Origin of the sequence: Streptomyces sp. NRRL F-5126 (genome assembly GCF_000721265.1) — a bacterium.
Lineage (GTDB): Bacteria > Actinomycetota > Actinomycetes > Streptomycetales > Streptomycetaceae > Streptomyces.
The window spans coordinates 106347-122610 of record NZ_JOFZ01000009.1 but is presented as its reverse complement, the minus strand read 5'-3'; the positions used below and the strand labels follow the sequence as shown (position 1 = coordinate 122610).

Sequence of the window (16264 nt, the reverse complement as noted above, 5' to 3'; positions counted from 1 at the left end):
ACAGGGGCAGGCACAGGGCCGCGAGGAGCGTGAGACGTCTGCCGCGGGTGACCGCGGACCGTACGCGGGTGAGGTGCACGGCTGTCCTCTCCGGCCGCACGGCGCGCGGCCGTTCAGGTGGGGGGAAGCCGCGCACCCGGCTGGGGCGCGGCCATCCCCAGGGGAGCGCCACGGCGCGGACACGTCAAGGGGGCGTGCGGGGCGGGCCGTTGCGCGGGGCGGCGGTGGCGCGCGGCTGCCGGGGCCCTGTACAGGTTCCGGCCTCCGGTATACCGTCGCCCTTGATCTCAATGCTTGAAACGTTTCAATAATCGTGTGAGAGGCAGCGGAACATGACCTCAAGGCAGCACGACGACGACACGCCCGCACCATCAGGACCCGCCCGCCGTGCGGTGCTGGCGGCCGGTGCGGCGGGCGCCGCCGCGGGCGCGGTCGCGCTCGGCCCGCTCTCCGGCACCGCCTTCGCCGCCCGTCCCGGGCACCCGGGCAGGCCGCCGCGCCCCGGGCAGGGCACGGGAGCCTGGCACCGCTACGTCCAGGGGCCGTCCTCGCGCACCGTGGCACCCACCCGCATCCTGCCGGACTCCACCACCGGCGACGTGCGCGACGCCGACGCCCTGCTGAAACCCGGCGGCAAGCCGGCCGTCCTCACCAGACCCCGGCCCACCGCCCCGCCCGCCTGGCCCGACGGCACGACCGCCGAGGCGTCCTCCGCGCACGCGCCCAACGGCGGCGACGACGGCAACCCCCGTACGTACGACGCGAAGAACGCGATCGACGGCGACCCCGACACGTTCTGGAACGACGACACCCAGGGCGCCTATCCGGACACCCTGACCATCACGCTCCCCGCCCCGGACACCCTGCCCGGCATCACCGTGCTGTCCAACGCCGACGGCGTGCCCACCGCGTTCACCGTCGACACCTGGGACGGCGCCGCCTGGCAGTCCGCCGCCACCGTCACCGGAAACACCGCCGTGCAGCGGCCCGTGCCCTTCACCGCGACGGTCACCACCACCGCCGTCCGGATCACCGTGACGGCCGACCAGGCAACCCCGCAGGGCGAGTTCACGCGCGTCAACGAGGTGTGGCCCGACGTCGTGCCGGTGGCCGAGCCCCCCGGTGTCACCGTGGACTTCGGCAAGGTCGTCGTCGGCTACCCGCGCGTGCGGTTCGCCTACGCGTCCGGCAACAACCCCGGCGTGCGGCTGGCGTTCTCCGAGTCGACGAAGTTCCTCACCACACGCTCCGACTTCACCCGCGGCGACCAGGCAGGCGATCCGGGCCACGGCACCGACCAGTTCGCCGTCCCCGCGAACGGTGCCGAGTGGCGCGACGACCACCGCGGCCACCAGGCGGGCGACGACCCCTCGGCCCCCGACAAGGTGTACGCGGACGGCCTGCACGGCTTCCGCTACCTGCGCCTCACCCTCGACGCGCTCGCCTCCGACGCGCCCGCGGCGCAGCCCTGGGGCACGGTCGCCGTCGACTCGGTGTCGCTGGACTTCACCGCGTACGTGGGGACGCCCGAGAGCTACGGCGGCTGGTTCCTGTCATCGGACGACGAGCTCAACCGCTACTGGTACGCGGCCGCCTACACCAACGAGTTGGTCACCGACCACTTCAGGCGCGACGACGTCGACCCCAGGAACGCCTACTCGCCGACGCTCGACGGCAAGCTCGTGCTGCACGACGGCGCGAAGCGCGACCGAGACCCGTACGTCGGGGACCTCGCGGTGTCCGCACGCACGCTCTACCTCACCCACCCCGACGCCGCCGAGGCCGCGCGCAACGTCCTCGCGGACCTCGCCGACCACCAGCGCGCCGACGGCTGGATACCGCCCGCCTCCATCAACAACTACACACTGCCGCTGTTCGACTATCCGCTCTGGTGGGTGACGTGCAGCTGGGACTACGTGCTGTACACCGGCGACCGCGCCTACGCGACCCGCTACTACCCGCAGCTGCTCAAGGTGCTCGACACCTGGTACCCGAGCGTCACGGACCCGGCGGGCCTGCTGAGCAAGGGGCTCAACGGAACGGGCGGGTACGGCGATTACGCGTTCCTCGGCCGCACCGGGCGCGTCACGTACTACAACGCCAACTACGTCCAGGCACTCAAGGACGCGGCGTCCCTCGCCGGCTTCCTCGGCCATGCCTCCGACGCCGCCCGCTGGCGCGCCCGCGCCGAGGTGGTCGCCAAGGCTGTCAACGCCCACCTCTGGGACGAGTCCGCCGGCGCCTACCTGGACTCCTCGACGGGCGCCGTACGCCACGCGCAGGACGGCAACTCCATCGCCATCACGGCGGGCGTCGCGGACGCCGACCGCGCGGGCTCGGCGCTCGACCACCTCGACGCCACGACGAAAACCCGCTACGGCAACGCGTTCATGGACAACGACACCCTGTTCGGCGGCGCGTCCCAGCGCGTCTACGCCTTCACGTCGTACCCCGAGCTGGTCGCGCGCTTCGAGACCGGCCGCGCGGACTCCGCGATCGACCAGATCCGCCGCACCTACGGCTGGATGGCGTCGCACGACCCCGGCATCACACACTGGGAGGGCACAGGTCCTGGCGGCTCCCTGTACGAGGACGCTTACACGAGCTGCGCGCACGGCTGGTCCACGGGCGTACTGCCCGCGCTCACCAACCAGTTGCTCGGCGCCCGCCCCACCGCGCCGGGCTTCGCCGAGTGGGCCGTGCGCCCGTATCCGGCGGCCTCGCTCGATTGGGCCGAGGGCCGACTGCCCACGCCGCACGGGCCGCTCACCGTCCGCTGGGAACGCGAGGACGGCGGCGGGCTCACCCTGACCGTGCACGCGCCGCACGGCACACGCGGTTCGGTGGCGGTGCCGGTCGACGGCGCCGGGACGCGGGTGCGAGCGGGCGGCCGGACGGTCGTGTGGGACGGGCGCCGCGCGCGGGCGAAGGGCGTCAGCGGCGACGGCGCGTACGTGACGGTCACCGGACTCGGCGCGGGCACGCACACGTTCACGACCCGGCGTTGAGGAGCGACGGCAACGGCGCGTGGGCCCCTTCCCGGGTTCGGGAGGGGGCCCACGCGCCGTCCAGGGGCAGTGCGCCGTGCCCGGTCAGTGCGCCGTCAGCGTGTGGTGCCCAGCCGGGACCCCGTCCACGTACACGTGCGCGCCGTCGCTCGTCGCGTGCGCGTGGCCGACCGCCCGCGTGCCGTTCCACACCGTGCGGCCGTCGAGCGTGACCTGTACGTGCTTGCCGCCCGTCGGCACCGCGAGCCGCCCGCTCGTGCCGCGCGGTGCGTGCGTGGTGAGCGTGAAGCCGTGCGTGGTGCGGCGCCAGGACGCGGTGATCGTGCCGTGCGGCGTCGGGACCGCGCCCTGCGCCCAGTGCAGGCCGCCGTCCACCGGCACGATGTCGTACGACGCGTACCCGGGCCCGGTCGGTGTGACGCCGAGCACCTGCGAGGTCAGGGAGACGGTGGGCCCCGACGCCCAGCCGTGCGCGAGGCTGGTGAACTGCTGGATGCCCGGGTTCCCCGCCGTGTCGGCCTTCTCCCAGAACGTGGAGCCCGGGTCGCCGGCCAGCTGGTGGCCCCAGAACGTGCGGATCAGGTCGAGCCCGAGCGCCTGCTGCGTGCCGCTCGGGTCGGCGAGCGACAGCCGCGCGCTCGCCTCGAAGCCGCTGGGCAGCGGCTCGTAGAACGGCTTGATCGACGCGTTCGGTGTGGAGGGCGCGACGGTGAGCGCGCCGTACGTGCCCCAGCTGGTGCGGTGCAGGTAGTCCATGGCGCGCGCGGCCTGGTCCGCGTTCGCGATGCCGGTCAGGACGGCGGTCGCGTTGGCGTCCTGCGGGTAGGCGTCCTGGGTCTCCCGGGAGAGCCGGTACGCGCCCGTGGAGGCGTCCCACAGCTGGGAGTTGATCGCCGCCGCGACAACGTCCGCGCGCTTGGCGTAGGTGCCGGAGGCCGCCTTGCCGCCCTGCGCGGTGGCGAGTCGTGCCATGTCGCGCAGGTTGCGGACGTACAGCGCGTTGACGTACGTCTCGTGGCCGCAGTCGCTGTACCCGTAGTGGCCGCACGATCCGGCGTCGCCGAACGCGATGAGGCCGCCGGGGTCCTGCTGCCTGACCGACTCGAGCCAGGCCGTGGCACGGGTCAGGGCCGGCCACCACTTCTTCAGGTACGCCGAGTCGCCGGTGTAGAGCCAGTGGTCGTAGTGGTTCTGCACGAACCAGGTCACGTACTCGCCGTAGGTGCGGATCTCGTCCTCGTTGTGCTGCCCGACGAGGCTCTCCGCCGGGACGAATCCGTCCGCGAGCTGCTGACCGGCCAGCGACGACAGGGAGTTGTCGACGGCGTCGGTGTCATCGGTGGTGAGGTACGTGACGGGGGCCTGCACGGCGAGGTCGCCCTGCCACACCACACGGTCGCGCTTCGCGCCGTCGAGGATGACCTCCTTGCCCGGGTCGGCGCCGGGGATCACCGCATCGGCGTGGTCGGGCTCGCCAGGCGTGTACGGCCAGCTCTTGGCCGTGTCGGGCATCCACGTGTCCATCTGGACGGTGTAGGCGCCCGCGTACCAGATCTTGTTGAGCTCGTTGTCACTGGAGAGGAACCAGCCCTTGTACGCGGCCGGGTCCCGCTGCTTCGGCGCGGCGTCGAACTTCAGGGACGCGGCGCCGAGGTCGAGCCGTCCGGGGCCGTCGAGGAACAGCGTCGCGTACCGGAAGCCGCCCCTGATCTGCTGGTCGGTGACGGTGGTCGGCAGGTGCGACGGGTCGAACGTCAGGGTGTGGCTGTCGGAGTCGTAGGTGTACGGCTGTCCCGGGTAGCCGTTCCAGATGTTCGCGGTGTCGCAGCCCGGTGCGTACGCGGCCTCGCCGCTGTTGGCGGTGGGTGTGGTCGCCGCGTACTGGCGGGACTCGCTGAAGCACACGTGCAGCTTGGGCGGGGTCGCCGACGCGCCCGCCACCCGGATGCTGATCCGGCCGCCGACCTCCTTGCCGAAGTCCAGGGTGACCAGCGGCGATGTGGTGCGGTCGCCGGTGCTCGTGAGCCGGACGGTGCCGTGCCCCTGGCCGAGCAACGCGCGTGGATCGCCCGAGATGGAGCCGCCGCGCGGGTCGGTGGACAGGACGCGCCGCGGTGCGACGGTGTGGCCGTGCGGCGCGAGGACGTACGGCCGCCAATCGCCCTGGTGCGGTGTGTAGTTCGCGTCGGACCAGGGGCCGCGCACCGGGTGCGGCGCGGCGGCCGCGGGCCCGGCGGCCGGCAGCAGCGCGAACAGGGCGGCACCGGAGGCGACGGCGGCGAGGCAGGCGCGGCGGAGACGGGTGGCGGCCGGGGAGGCGTGCGTGAAGGTCATGGTCAGCCCCTCTCCCCGGCGCGGCCCCGGTCCCGGCCCCTGTCCCTGTCCCTGTCCCTGTCCCTGCGTACGGTGATGCGGTGGCTGCCGCCCGGCAGGCCGGTCACGTACACGTAGCCGTCGGCGTGACGGGCGTGGTGCGGCTGGTCGGAGCGCGGGGCGCGCGTGGCGCCGGTCGTGCCGTCCCAGACGGTCCTGCCGTCCAGCCGTACGACCTGACCCCTGCCGTCGCCCACCGGCACGCCGGCCTCGGTGACGGCGCCGTGCGGCGCGCTGACCGTGAGGTCGAAGGCGCCGTCGTGGCCGCGCTGCCAGGACGCGGCGATCACACCGTCCGCCGTCGTCAACCGGCCTTCCGCGTACCGCTGTCCGCCCGGTTGCGGCACGACGGTGTGTCCTGGGCCGCCGTCGTCGGCGGGCGCGATGCCCAGCAGCCGGTACGTGAGCGCCGAGGTCGGGCCCGTGGACCAGCCGTGCGCCGCGCTCATGTAGGAGCCGCCGTAGTCGGACGTGCCGTCGGTGCGGTAGCCCTCCCAGAACGTGGACGCGGTGCCCTGCTCCGCGTCGAGCATGTAGCCCCACTCGCGGCGTATCAGGTCGAGCGCGGTCGCGTCGCGCCCGGCGGCGAAGTGGGCGTGCACTTCCATGGAGCCGGGGAACGGGTGCACCGAGGCCGCGGACTTCTCGGGCGACAGCGCTCCGACGGGCGTCCAGCGCGCGGCGAGCGCCGCGCTGACGGTGGCGGCGCGATCGGCGGAGTCGACGAGCCCGAACCACAGCGCGAGCGAGTTGCCGTCCTGCGGGTGGAGCGACGCGCCGGGCCCTGTGGGCTTGTCGCGGTACAGGCCGGCCGACGCGTCCCAGTAACCGCCGGATTCCACCGCCGACTTGAGGATGGCCGCGCGGTGCGCCCAGTCCGTGGCCGACGCGGTGTCGCGCAGCGTGCGGGCGAGTCCCGCGGCGGTGGTCAGCGCGCGGTACATGATGGCGTTGGCTTCGAGGTTCTTGCCGTCGGCGTCGGTGCGTGCCCAGTCGGCCGCTGCGGTCACGTCGAGCAGCCCGTCCGCGTCCAGCTTGGCGAGGGAGAAGGCGAGGGCCTTGCGGTAGGCGGGATACACGGAGCGCGCCCAGGCCGTGTCGCCTGACAGCTGCACGTACGCGGCCGTGCCGATGAGCGTCCACAGGTGGTACGCGTCGGAGTTGCCGATGAAGTCGACGGCGGGCCCGGCGTAGGGCAGGGCGCCGGTCGCCGGGTCCTGGTGGTGGTAGAGCGTCTCCAGGCTGCCCCGCACGGTTTCGAGGTCGCCGAGTGACACGTAGTCGGTGAGCACCGAGATCCCGAGGTCGCCCGGCCACACCGTACGGTCGCGCTTCGCGCCGTCGACCAGGACGGTGTCGCCGCTCTCGCCGACGAGCGCGCTGTTGTCCCAGCCGATGTCGGGCGGCCCCCACACGCGCCCCTGGTCGCGGGCGATGATGTTGGTCTGGACGGTGTAGGCGCCCGCGTACCAGACCCGGTTGAGCAGGTCGTCGTCGCAGTGGAAGTAGTTGGGGTACGCGCGCAGGTCGGCGGCGTTCGGTGCGAAGGTGACGGTCACGGACACGTCGGTGAGGCGTACGGTGCCGGCGGTCTGGTTGGTGACGGTGAGGTAGCGGAATCCGCCGCGCAGCTGGGACGCGGGGTCGGCGGCGGCCGCGCCGCTCGTCCCGGCGACGGGTGTGTCGCGGCGGGTGGAGACCGCGCCGCCGGGGGTGACGGCGTACTGGACGGGCGGTTCGGTGTTCGAGCCGCCGTTGGAGCCGTCGCTGGACGTGGCGCTCACGTAGGTGGACAGCTCGGAGTAGGTGAGGCCGACGATCTGCCCCGCGTCGGTGGCGGACGAGAACCGCAGGGTGACGAAGCCTCCGGTCTCCTGGCCGAAGTCGAAGGTGACGGAGGCTCCTTGGCCGTTGAGCACGGCGTGGGTGACGTCTTGACCGGGGCCGTGCCCGGCCCGGGGGTGGGTGGCCACGGGCCGCACGGTCCGGCCGCGGGGCGAGAGATTGAACCGATCCCAACGCCCGGACGGTGCCTTGGCCGCGCCGGGTCTCCGCTCGGGGCGCGGGGCGGCGAAGGCCGGCACGGCGCCGAGGCCGACGGTGCTGACCAGGGCGGACGTCATGGCGGCCGCGACGACGGTGCGGCGGCGCGGTCCCTGTGCTGAGGCGCGATCCATCATGCTCCCTGTGGGCCGAGTTGGCTGAGTTAGAACGTTTCAATTCGGCGGACTGCCGAGCAGGTTACGGGTGTGCCTCACAGGGAGTCCAGAGGCGTGCGCGTTCCGCTTGCGCGGCGGCGCGGCTCCCGTCAGGCCGCGGGGCCGGCGTCCGGGCTCGCGGTGGCGGTCCCGCCGGCCGTGCCACCGCCGGTCCCCGTCGCCATCTCGGCCGCGGTCACGGCCGCGGTGCGGATGAACGCGGCGAGTGCGCGGTCGCGGCGCTCCGCGGGCCAGGCGGCCAGCAGCGTCGTGCGGCGGTCGTCGACGGGGATGGTGACGAGGCCGTGCCCGAGGCGCCGGGCCACCGACTCGGGCAGGACGGCGATCATCCGGCCGAGGGCGATCAGCTCGGCCACCTGCCCGGTGTCCCTGATGACCGGTCCGCTGCCGGGTGCGTCCGCGGTCCAGCGCGGAAACGTCTCACCGGCGAGGTCGGCGGCGCTCACCGACGCGCGCCCGGCCAGCCGGTGGGTGCGGTCCACCACGACCAGTTCGCGCTCGGTGAGCAGTTCCTCGGTGTCAAGTCCCGACAGGTCGTCCTGCGGCGTGCGCACCAGCGCGACGTCCGCGGTTCCGTCGCGCAGCAGGGCCATCTCCTCGCCGATGGAGCAGATCAGCACGTCGACGTCGACCGCCTCCGGCAGCGCCGCGTACCGGGCGAGCACGGACGTGAGGAGGCCCGCGTCGCCGCCCGGCTTCGTCACCACCGTCAGCGGCGGCGGCGCCTGCCCGGCGCGCCGGGCCAGACGTTCGGCCGTGGCGAGTGCGGCGAGCGCCCTGCGGCCCTCGTCGAACAGCACCCGGCCCGCACGGGTGGGCGAGACCTGGCGGCCGGTGCGGTCGAGCAGCCGGACACCGAGCCGGCGCTCAAGACGCTGGACCGCGCGGGACAGCGGGGGCTGGGCGATGCCGAGCCGGGTGGCGGCCCGGCTGAAGCTGCGTTCCTCGGCGACCGCGACGAAGTACGCCAGCTCTCGCGATTCCATACCTCCAGGGTATGGGCGGGGGACCGGATCGGTCTTGGTGAAGCGGGCGGGCCGCTGCTGGAGTGGTGTCATGACAGACACGCATCAGACAGACACGCATCAGTGGGCACGCAATGTGGACCGTATGCGGTTCTTCGTCGAACAGGTCCAGCAGGGAGGACGGTTCGAGCTGATCGACACGCTCGTCCACGCCGGCTACCGCAACCACACGGCGGAGCCGGGGCAGGCGAGTGACCGCGAAGGGGTACGGGCGACCATGTCCGCCCTGCACGCGGCCTTCTCCGACCTCACCGTGGGCGTGCTGCACTGCGTCGGGGACGGGGATCTCGTGGCCACCCACAAGGTGTTCGGCGGCCGCCACACCGGGCCGTGGTTCGGCGTGCCCGCGTCGGGCCACCGTGTCGAGTTCCGGGTCATGGACCTGGTCAGGTACCGGGACGGGCAGATGGCGGAACACTGGGCCGTCGCCGACGCGATGACGCTGCTGCGGCAGACCGGCGCGCTCGCGTGAGCCGCTCCGGGCCTGACGCGCACACATGGTGTTTCGTGTATCGGGCAGTATCACCCACCGAATCACCCACCGAGCGACGCAGATACGGAGTGTTTCTCCTTGACCGTCAGGATCCTGACCGAGCGAACGGTCGCCGCCGCCACCTGCGGTGTGCTCCTCTCGCTGTCCCCACTGGTCGCCCACGCCGCGACGAGCAAGGCCCCCGCGCCCGCGATCTCCGCCAAGGGTGCGACGCTGGTGGACGAGACGGACGGCACCACGCTCTACGGCAGGTCTGCGAACACCGCACGGCCCATGGCGAGTACGGCGAAGATCATGACCGCCTCCGTGGTGCTCGACACCAAGGGCGTCGACCTGGACCGCCGGGTGCCCGTCAAGCAGGAGTACCGCGACTACGTGACCGAGCACAGCGCGAGCACCGCCGACCTCAGGACCGGGGACAAGGTCACCGTCCGCCAGTTGCTCTACGCGGCCCTGCTGCCCTCGGGCGCCGACGCCGCCTACGCGCTCGCCGACACGTTCGGCACCGGCGCGACCAGCGCCGAGCGTACGAAGTCGTTCGTCTCCAAGATGAACGCGGAGGCCCAGGACCTCGGCCTCACCAACACGAGGTTCGACACGTTCGACGGCATCGGCGCCGACTCCAGCACGCCGGCCGACCTGGCCGGACTGGCCAGGCACGCCATGCGGAACAGCACGTTCAGAACGGTCGTCAAGACCGAGCGGTACAAGGGCGAGGCCCCGGCCGCCAACGGCCGCACGCGGTACTACACGTGGCACAACACCAACCGGCTGCTCGGCTCCTACGACGGCGTCATCGGCATCAAGACCGGCACCACCACCCCGGCGGGCGACTGCCTGGTGTTCGCGGCCACCCGCGGCGGCAAGACCCTGGTGGGCACGGTCCTGGACGACAGCGACCGCTACGCCGACGCGGCCAGGCTGCTCGACTACGGCTTCGGCACGAACGCGGCGCCCGGAATGAGGCTCCGCAGCCTTCCGAAGGGCTCCCAGCAGGACTGACGGCGGCGACCGCCCGAGCGGGCACGAAACCGACCGATGGCCCGGCCGCGACGCGCGGCCGGGCCATCGAACTGTCAGGACAGCGACGTGTAGCTGTTCCAGCCGCTCGTGCCGATCTCGGCACGCCCCTTGAACGTGCCGCCACCGGTGTGTCCCGTGGCCGAGTAACGGTAGAGCTGACCCGCCGAGTTGACGCCCACGATATCGGCGCGCCCGTCACCGTCCAGGTCGCCGGGCGCGGCGAGCTTGGTGTAGGTGTTCCAGCCGCCGCCGATCAGGGACTTCGACGTGAACGGTGCGCTCGCCTTCGCCGTGCCGGCGTAGAAGTAGAGCTGGCCCTTCGAGTTCCGGGCGACGATGTCGGCGTAGCCGTCACCGTTGATGTCACCGGCGCCGACGATCTGGTTGTACGCGTTCCAGCCGCCGCCGATCCTGGTCCTCGCGTGGAACGTGCCGTCGCCCTTGCCTGTGTAGAGCCACAGCGTGCCGCCGGTGTCCCGGGCGAGCAGGTCGCTGAGGCCGTCGCCGTTGAGGTCGCCGGGGCCGAGCACCTTGTTGTAGCTGCCGAACCCGGTGGTCTTCTTGCTCGTGAAGCCCTGCGTGTCGTTGTAGAGCGTGCCCTGGTAGATCTCGAGCAGGGACTCCTCGTCCTGGTTGGTCAGTGAGACCGGGGAGAGCAGTTTGGCGCCCTTGAAGGTGTCGCCGATCTGCGTGCGTGCACTGACCTTGCCGGTCTCCATGCCGTAGTAGTAGTACAGCTTGCCGTCGGACTTGAGGCCGAACAGCTGGTTCTTGCCCCAGAACGGGTTGCTGCCCGCCCCGGAGATCAGCTGGCTGTTCCAGCCCGTTCCGTTGAGGGTCTTGGGCGTGAGCGCGCCCGTGCCTGACCCGTCGCCCTCGTAGAAGTACAGGTCGCCCGAGACGGTGCGACCGAGGATGCCACCGATCTGCGTGGGGTCGTCCCCGTAGCCGATGATCTGGTTGTACACGTTCCAGCCGGTGCCGATCCGCACGCGACGGGCAAGCGGGTTCGCCGCCGTGCCGTCGAGCTGGTAGTACCAGAGGTTGCCGCTCAGGTCGCGGGCGATCAGCGACTCGTGGCCGGTGCCGGTGATGTCGCCGCCGCCGAGTAGCTGGTCGTAGCCGTCGTAGTCGTACCCGACCTTGACCTTCGAGGTGAACGGATGGGAGGCGCTGCCCGTGCCGAGGTAGAGGTAGAGGTCGCCGCCGGGCGTGCGCGCCAGCAGGTCGCCGTGGCCGTCGCCGTCGGTGTCACCCACTGCGATGACCTTGTTGTACATGTTCCACCCCGAGCCCGACCACACGGGCGAGCCGCTGGGGAAGGACGAGTAGTCCCACAGGGACAGCTGACCAGTGATGGACAGCGTGAGCACCTGTGCGCCCGACGTGCTGGTCTCGGAGCCGGGCGTCAGGATGTCGCGGTACTTGACGTCGCTCGTCCCGTGCTGCGTCCACTTGTAGTCACCCGTGGTGAACTGCCAGATGGTGCCGTTGGCTTCCTGCGTCAGGAGGTCCGCGTAGCCGTCGCCGTCCGCGTCGAAGCGCGCCTTCTTCAGCCCGGCGCCCGACGTGCCGGCCGTGGCCAGTGAACGCGTCTTGTGCGTGGAGTTCTGCGGCTTCTTCGGCAGCGTCAGCGTGGGCCGCGAAGTGGCCTGCGGCGAGGCCGGCTTCACGGTGTGCGGTGCGGTGGCGCCGGAACCCGTGTCGGCCTGCGCGACGGCGGCCGGGCCGAGAGCGAAGGCTCCGGCGGCGAGGATTCCGGTGGTGCAGGCCGCGACGAGGCGGCGGGAACGGCGCGTACGGGAACGCGCCGAAACGGAATGTGACACAACCCCCCCAGGGATGTGAAAGACGCGCAGCCGAGTGTGCCCGGGCGCGTTGAACGTGAAGTCCGAGTCGCACACGTACCCGACTCGGGACGCACAACTATAGCCTCAGGAGGCTCACAGTTCACTCGCAATTTGTTCAAGAGTTGGTTCGAACTGGCTGGTCACGCAAGCGTGAAGGGGCGGTGCCACTCTCCGGTGGCGCCGCCCCTCCCGTTTTCCGCCCCTCCGCCCGCTGGGCGTTGTTCCTGCCGCTTTACCGCCTCACGCGGTGTTCCTCCGCCTGCGGCGCAGCGCGGCGCCGCCGCCGATCGCCGCAAGCAGCGCCACCCCGGCGACGACCGGAACGGTCACGGAGGTCGAGGGCCCGCTCTGCGAGGCGAGTCCCGCGCCGTCCAGGCCGCCGCCCATGGGGCCGGTGATTTTGACGTCCGTCCGCGGCTTCGGCGCCTTCTTCGGGATGGACGTCACCCGGGAGACCCGGCCCTTCTTGTCGAGGAGTACCTCGACCTTGTTGGGCCTCCTGAAGTCGAAGAAGTTGCGCATCGTGCCGGCGCGCGAGTCGAACGACGCGTCACCGATCTTCCGCGTCGACCAGTTGTCCTCGATGAAGCGCGTGACGGACGCCTGCTCGGTCAGCGTGTGGTCGACGTGGTTGGTCTTCGCGTACGGCGAGATGACCATCATCGGCACCCGCGGGCCCGGCCCGCAGCGATCCGCGTAGCCGCCCCTGGCCCTCGGCCCCTGGCGGCAGGCGGCGGAGTCCGTGGGCTTGCCGTTCGAGCCGAGCGTGGTGTCCTTCGACCCGTTGAGCACGGGCGGCGAGACGTGGTCGTACCAGCCGTCCGAGTCGTCGTAGGCGAGGACGATCGCGGTGGACTTCCACTGCGGCGATTTCTGGATCTTGTTGATCTCGGAGATGAGGAAGTTCTGCTCGTCGATCGGGTCCGAGTAGCCGGGGTGGGCGTCCTGGTACTCGGCGGCCTTCAGGAACGACACGGCGGGCAGCCTCTGGGCGGCGAGTGCTGCGTCGAAGTCCGTCAGGTCGTAGTTGTGGTTCGCGCGGCCCGCGTGGCCGATCTCCTTGACGCTCGCCGGCGCCAAGTGGTGCGGGTTCGACGTGGACTTGTAGTACTGGAACGGTTCGTGGTGCGGGCTGTAGTCGACGACGGACGCACCGCCGATGTTCGTGTGGGCCGCGCCGCAGACCGCGTAGGCGCCCTTCGTGCCGTCCCACGCCTGTGTCGGCCGGAAGCCGCCCTGGAACCAGCCCCACGACACCTTCTTGGCGTTGAGCAGGTCGCCGATGTTCCTGCCCTTCATCGCCGCGAGCGCCGATGTGGACTTGTGGTTCGAGTCCGAGCAGTCGTCGTAGGCGGGGTCCGGGTCGCCGATGACGGTGCCGACGCCCTTCTTGTCCGGCGACGCCACGACGGACGAACTCGGCGTCTTCGTCTGCTTCGGGTGCTCGGTGCCCGTGACCGGGTCCATCGAGACGACGCCGTGCGTCTGGCCGGAGATCAGGTTCAGCGCGCCGGGCGTCGACGGGCCGAAGGTCGAGCCGTAGGAGTTGTCGCTCAGCGCGTAGTGCTGGGCGTAGTTCCACAGCGCGGTCGTCGTGTTGCCGTCGTAGTAGTCCATGGACAGGCCGGGCTCGCCGAACAGGCCGCCCGAGCAGGTGTCCGTCTCGGTGTTCTGGACGAACTTGTCGGCCTTGCCGTTGTTGTAGGCGAGTTGCTCGGGGCCGTAGCTGTGGTTCTGGTCGCAGGTCAGCGCCTGGGACGCGGAAAGGCGCTTCGGCGCGTACTGGTTGGGGTTCTTCTTCAGCAGGTGCGCGTTCGCGAGGTTGTCGACCTTCGGTGTGTTCCCGGCGGCGACGAACGGCGTGCCGTCCGTGTTCGCGGCCTTCGGGTAGGTGGCGAAGTAGTGGTCGAAGGACTCGTTCTCGCCGAAGATGACCACGACGTGCTTGATCGGTGTGGTGGTCCTCGCGCTGTTGTCCCTGGCCTTGTGGTCGGTGGCCTTGTGGGCGGCGGAGGCGGGGGCCGCGGAGGCGCCGAGGGCGACGAGCGCGGCGGCCGCGACGAGTGCCGCGGCTCTGCCCGCGGCCCTGCTCGCGCCCGCGCCCCGGCTGCCGGCAGCCGCGGTGGCTCTTGCACTGAACATCTGTCCACCTGTCCATGCGTGCGCACCCAGGCCGCTCCCCGCACGGGTGTGTGCCGGCATGCGCTGTCGGATTTCGGTGAACATGCTCTGCGAGCCGTACGGGCGGGCACGTGGCGCGTAGTTGGCGGTGGGGTGAACGCTCGGCCAGCAAATGGCCCGCGCGCGGTCCCGGGGGGTGCGACCCGAGGTACCGGGCGCGTCAGTGCACCGGTCGCGTCAGCCGAGGGACAGCGCGCCGGCTTCCCGTACTTCGGCGAGCGCCCGCCGTGCGACGCCGCCGAACTCCTCGCCGAGCCCTTCCCCGGCATCCGTGCCGGTCCAGCGCTCGTGGGCGATCGCCATGACGAGCGCGCCGAGCTGCGCCGCCACGCGCGAGGCCACGTCGGGGACGCCGCGGCTCCTCAGCGCGGCGGCCATCGCGGCGGTGAGGCCGATCCCCTTGAGGGCCTCCCGTTCCCGCAGCTCCGGGTTGGCGGCGATCACCGTCCGCCGCTTCGAGGCGAACGCGCGCCGGGCGGGTACGAAGATCTCCCTGCCGACCGCGTCCAGACCTTGGGCCACGGCTTCGAGCGGGGCGGCGTCGCCGGGCGCCCCGGCGATGCCCTGCGCGAGCACGTCGGCCATCGAGCCGCCACCTGCGAAGAGCACTTCCCGCTTGTCGGGGAAGTGCCGGAAGAAAGTGCTCTTCGTCAGCCCCGCGCGCTGCGCGATGTCGATCACCGTCGTGCTGTCGTAGCCGCGCTCGGCGAACAGGTCGAGGGCGGCGACGACGAGTCGCTCGGGTGCGTTGGGCTGCCAGCGGGCCATGGGGCGAGTCTACGGCACTCGGTCCCGTCACCGGTGTACAGTGATAAGACCAAGTCCCATCACTTAGCCTCGCTGGAGATTCCCCATGAGCCGAGCAGTCATGTACGAGAAGTTCGCAGGCCCCGAGGTCCTGGAGGTGCGAGAGGTCCCGGAGCCGCACGCCGGCGCGGGTGAGGTCCGCGTCCGCGTGGCGGCCGCCGGCCTGAACCCCATGGACTGGCTCATCGCCTCGATGCCGGAGGTGGCGGAGCGCTTCGGCGTCACGCTGCCGTCCGGCTTCGGACACGACTACGCGGGCGTCGTGGACGAGGTCGGCGCGGGCGCCACGGGCTTCGCCGTCGGCGACCGTGTCTTCGGTGGCGCGATGAACCGGGGCGTCGCCGACTTCGTGGTGGTCAAGGCGTCCACGCAGGGGCACGAGGCGCTCTCCCGCACGCCGGAGGGCGTCAGCGACGAGGTGGCGGGCACGCTCGCCGTCGCCGGCTCGACCGCGGCCGCCGCCCTGGCGGCGATCGGCCTGAAGTCGGGGGACACCGTCCTGATCGGCGGCGCGGCGGGCGGTGTGGGCGTATTCGCCGTGCAGCTCGCGAAGCTCGCAGGCGCCAGGGTGATCGGGACCGCGTCGGAGTCCACGTTCGAGTTCCTGCGGCAGCTGGGCGCCGAGCCCGTGGCGTACGGCGACGGGCTGGCCGAACGGGTACGGGCACTGGCCCCCGGCGGAGTGAGCGCGGCGACCGACCTGTTCGGCACGGAGACGGCCGAGGCCGCGCTCTCGCTCGGCGTGAAGCCCGAGCGGATCTCGACGATCGCGGCGGCCGGCAACGCTCCCGGCGGCGTGCGCGAGACCGGCGGCTTCGACGCGGAGCCCGGCTCGCTCGGGCGGATCGCCAGGGCGATCGCCGCGGGCGACGTCACCGTGCCGATCGCCGCGACGTTCCCGATCGAGCGGGTCCGGGACGCGGTGGAGCTCCAGGCCGCGCGCCACGTCCACGGCAAGGTCGTCGTCACGCTCTGACGCCGGACGCCGGACGCGACGGGGTCTGACGGCCCGGCCGACCGTGGGCCCGGTGCCTCTGCGACCCCGGCGTCTGGCGGTTCTGCGGCCCGGTGGCGGCCTGCGGCCCGCTTGTCCGGCGATCCTGTGGCCTGTGCCTGGCGGCGCTGCGGGGCAGCGGGTCCGGTTGCCCGTTGGGCCGTGGCCCAGTGGTCCGCCGCCCCGGCGCCCGGTGGGCCGTTGGTGCTCGGCGGCTCGGCGGCTCGGCGGCTCGGCGGCTCGGCGGCTCGGCGGCTCGGCTGTGCTGCCGCCTGCCGCCTGCCGCCTGCC

At 72.1% G+C, this 16264-nt stretch carries 10 protein-coding genes; 4 read left to right on the top strand and 6 right to left on the bottom strand.

The genetic code is table 11. The features are described 5' to 3' along the window. Positions 1-332: 332 nt before the first annotated feature. Positions 333-3008 carry an alpha-L-rhamnosidase C-terminal domain-containing protein gene (locus IH48_RS0120690; protein WP_037842740.1) on the top strand — a complete coding sequence of 892 codons (2676 nt, stop codon included), beginning with the start codon at positions 333-335 and terminating at the stop codon, positions 3006-3008. A gap of 84 nt (positions 3009-3092) precedes the next feature. Here the strand turns inward: IH48_RS0120690 and IH48_RS0120685 are convergent, their stop codons facing one another. From IH48_RS0120685 to IH48_RS37090, 3 genes are all read right to left on the bottom strand, one after another. Next, positions 3093-5342, bottom strand: a complete 2250-nt coding sequence (locus IH48_RS0120685; RefSeq protein WP_030906522.1) for an alpha-L-rhamnosidase C-terminal domain-containing protein — start codon at positions 5340-5342, stop codon at positions 3093-3095. A gap of 2 nt (positions 5343-5344) precedes the next feature. After that, the gene (locus IH48_RS0120680) at positions 5345-7561 is read right to left on the bottom strand and encodes a family 78 glycoside hydrolase catalytic domain (protein ID WP_078849906.1); all 2217 of its coding nucleotides are present in this window, start codon (positions 7559-7561) and stop codon (positions 5345-5347) included. Positions 7562-7689: 128 nt separating this feature from the next. Next, positions 7690-8586 (bottom strand): LysR family transcriptional regulator, encoded by an 897-nt coding sequence (locus tag IH48_RS37090; protein WP_051840263.1) that lies wholly within the window; start codon positions 8584-8586, stop codon positions 7690-7692. Positions 8587-8656: 70 nt separating this feature from the next. Between IH48_RS37090 and IH48_RS0120670 the strand changes: the two genes are divergently transcribed. Both IH48_RS0120670 and IH48_RS0120665 read left to right on the top strand, forming a co-directional pair. Continuing rightward, a complete protein-coding gene (locus IH48_RS0120670; protein WP_030906516.1) occupies positions 8657-9097 on the top strand; it encodes an ester cyclase in 441 nt (146 codons plus the stop codon). A gap of 99 nt (positions 9098-9196) precedes the next feature. Continuing rightward, positions 9197-10120, top strand: coding sequence for a D-alanyl-D-alanine carboxypeptidase family protein (locus IH48_RS0120665; protein ID WP_030906514.1), 924 nt, complete (start codon positions 9197-9199; stop codon positions 10118-10120). A 74-nt stretch (positions 10121-10194) separates the two neighbouring features. Here IH48_RS0120665 and IH48_RS0120660 read toward each other — a convergent pair whose 3' ends face one another. The 3 genes from IH48_RS0120660 to IH48_RS0120650 all read right to left on the bottom strand — a co-directional run bounded on the left by IH48_RS0120660 (position 10195) and on the right by IH48_RS0120650 (position 14940). Continuing rightward, positions 10195-11970, bottom strand: coding sequence for an FG-GAP repeat domain-containing protein (locus tag IH48_RS0120660; RefSeq protein ID WP_030906512.1), 1776 nt, complete (start codon positions 11968-11970; stop codon positions 10195-10197). 261 nt (positions 11971-12231) lie between these two features. Next, positions 12232-14133, bottom strand: coding sequence for a phospholipase C (locus IH48_RS0120655; RefSeq protein WP_051840259.1), 1902 nt, complete (start codon positions 14131-14133; stop codon positions 12232-12234). 216 nt (positions 14134-14349) lie between these two features. Then, positions 14350-14940: a TetR/AcrR family transcriptional regulator gene (locus IH48_RS0120650; protein ID WP_030906507.1), complete on the bottom strand. Its 591-nt coding sequence runs from the start codon at positions 14938-14940 to the stop codon at positions 14350-14352. 85 nt (positions 14941-15025) lie between these two features. On the opposite strand from IH48_RS0120650, the gene IH48_RS0120645 reads away from it, so the two are divergent. Then, positions 15026-15955, top strand: coding sequence for an NADP-dependent oxidoreductase (locus tag IH48_RS0120645; protein WP_030906504.1), 930 nt, complete (start codon positions 15026-15028; stop codon positions 15953-15955). Positions 15956-16264: the final 309 nt, after the last annotated feature.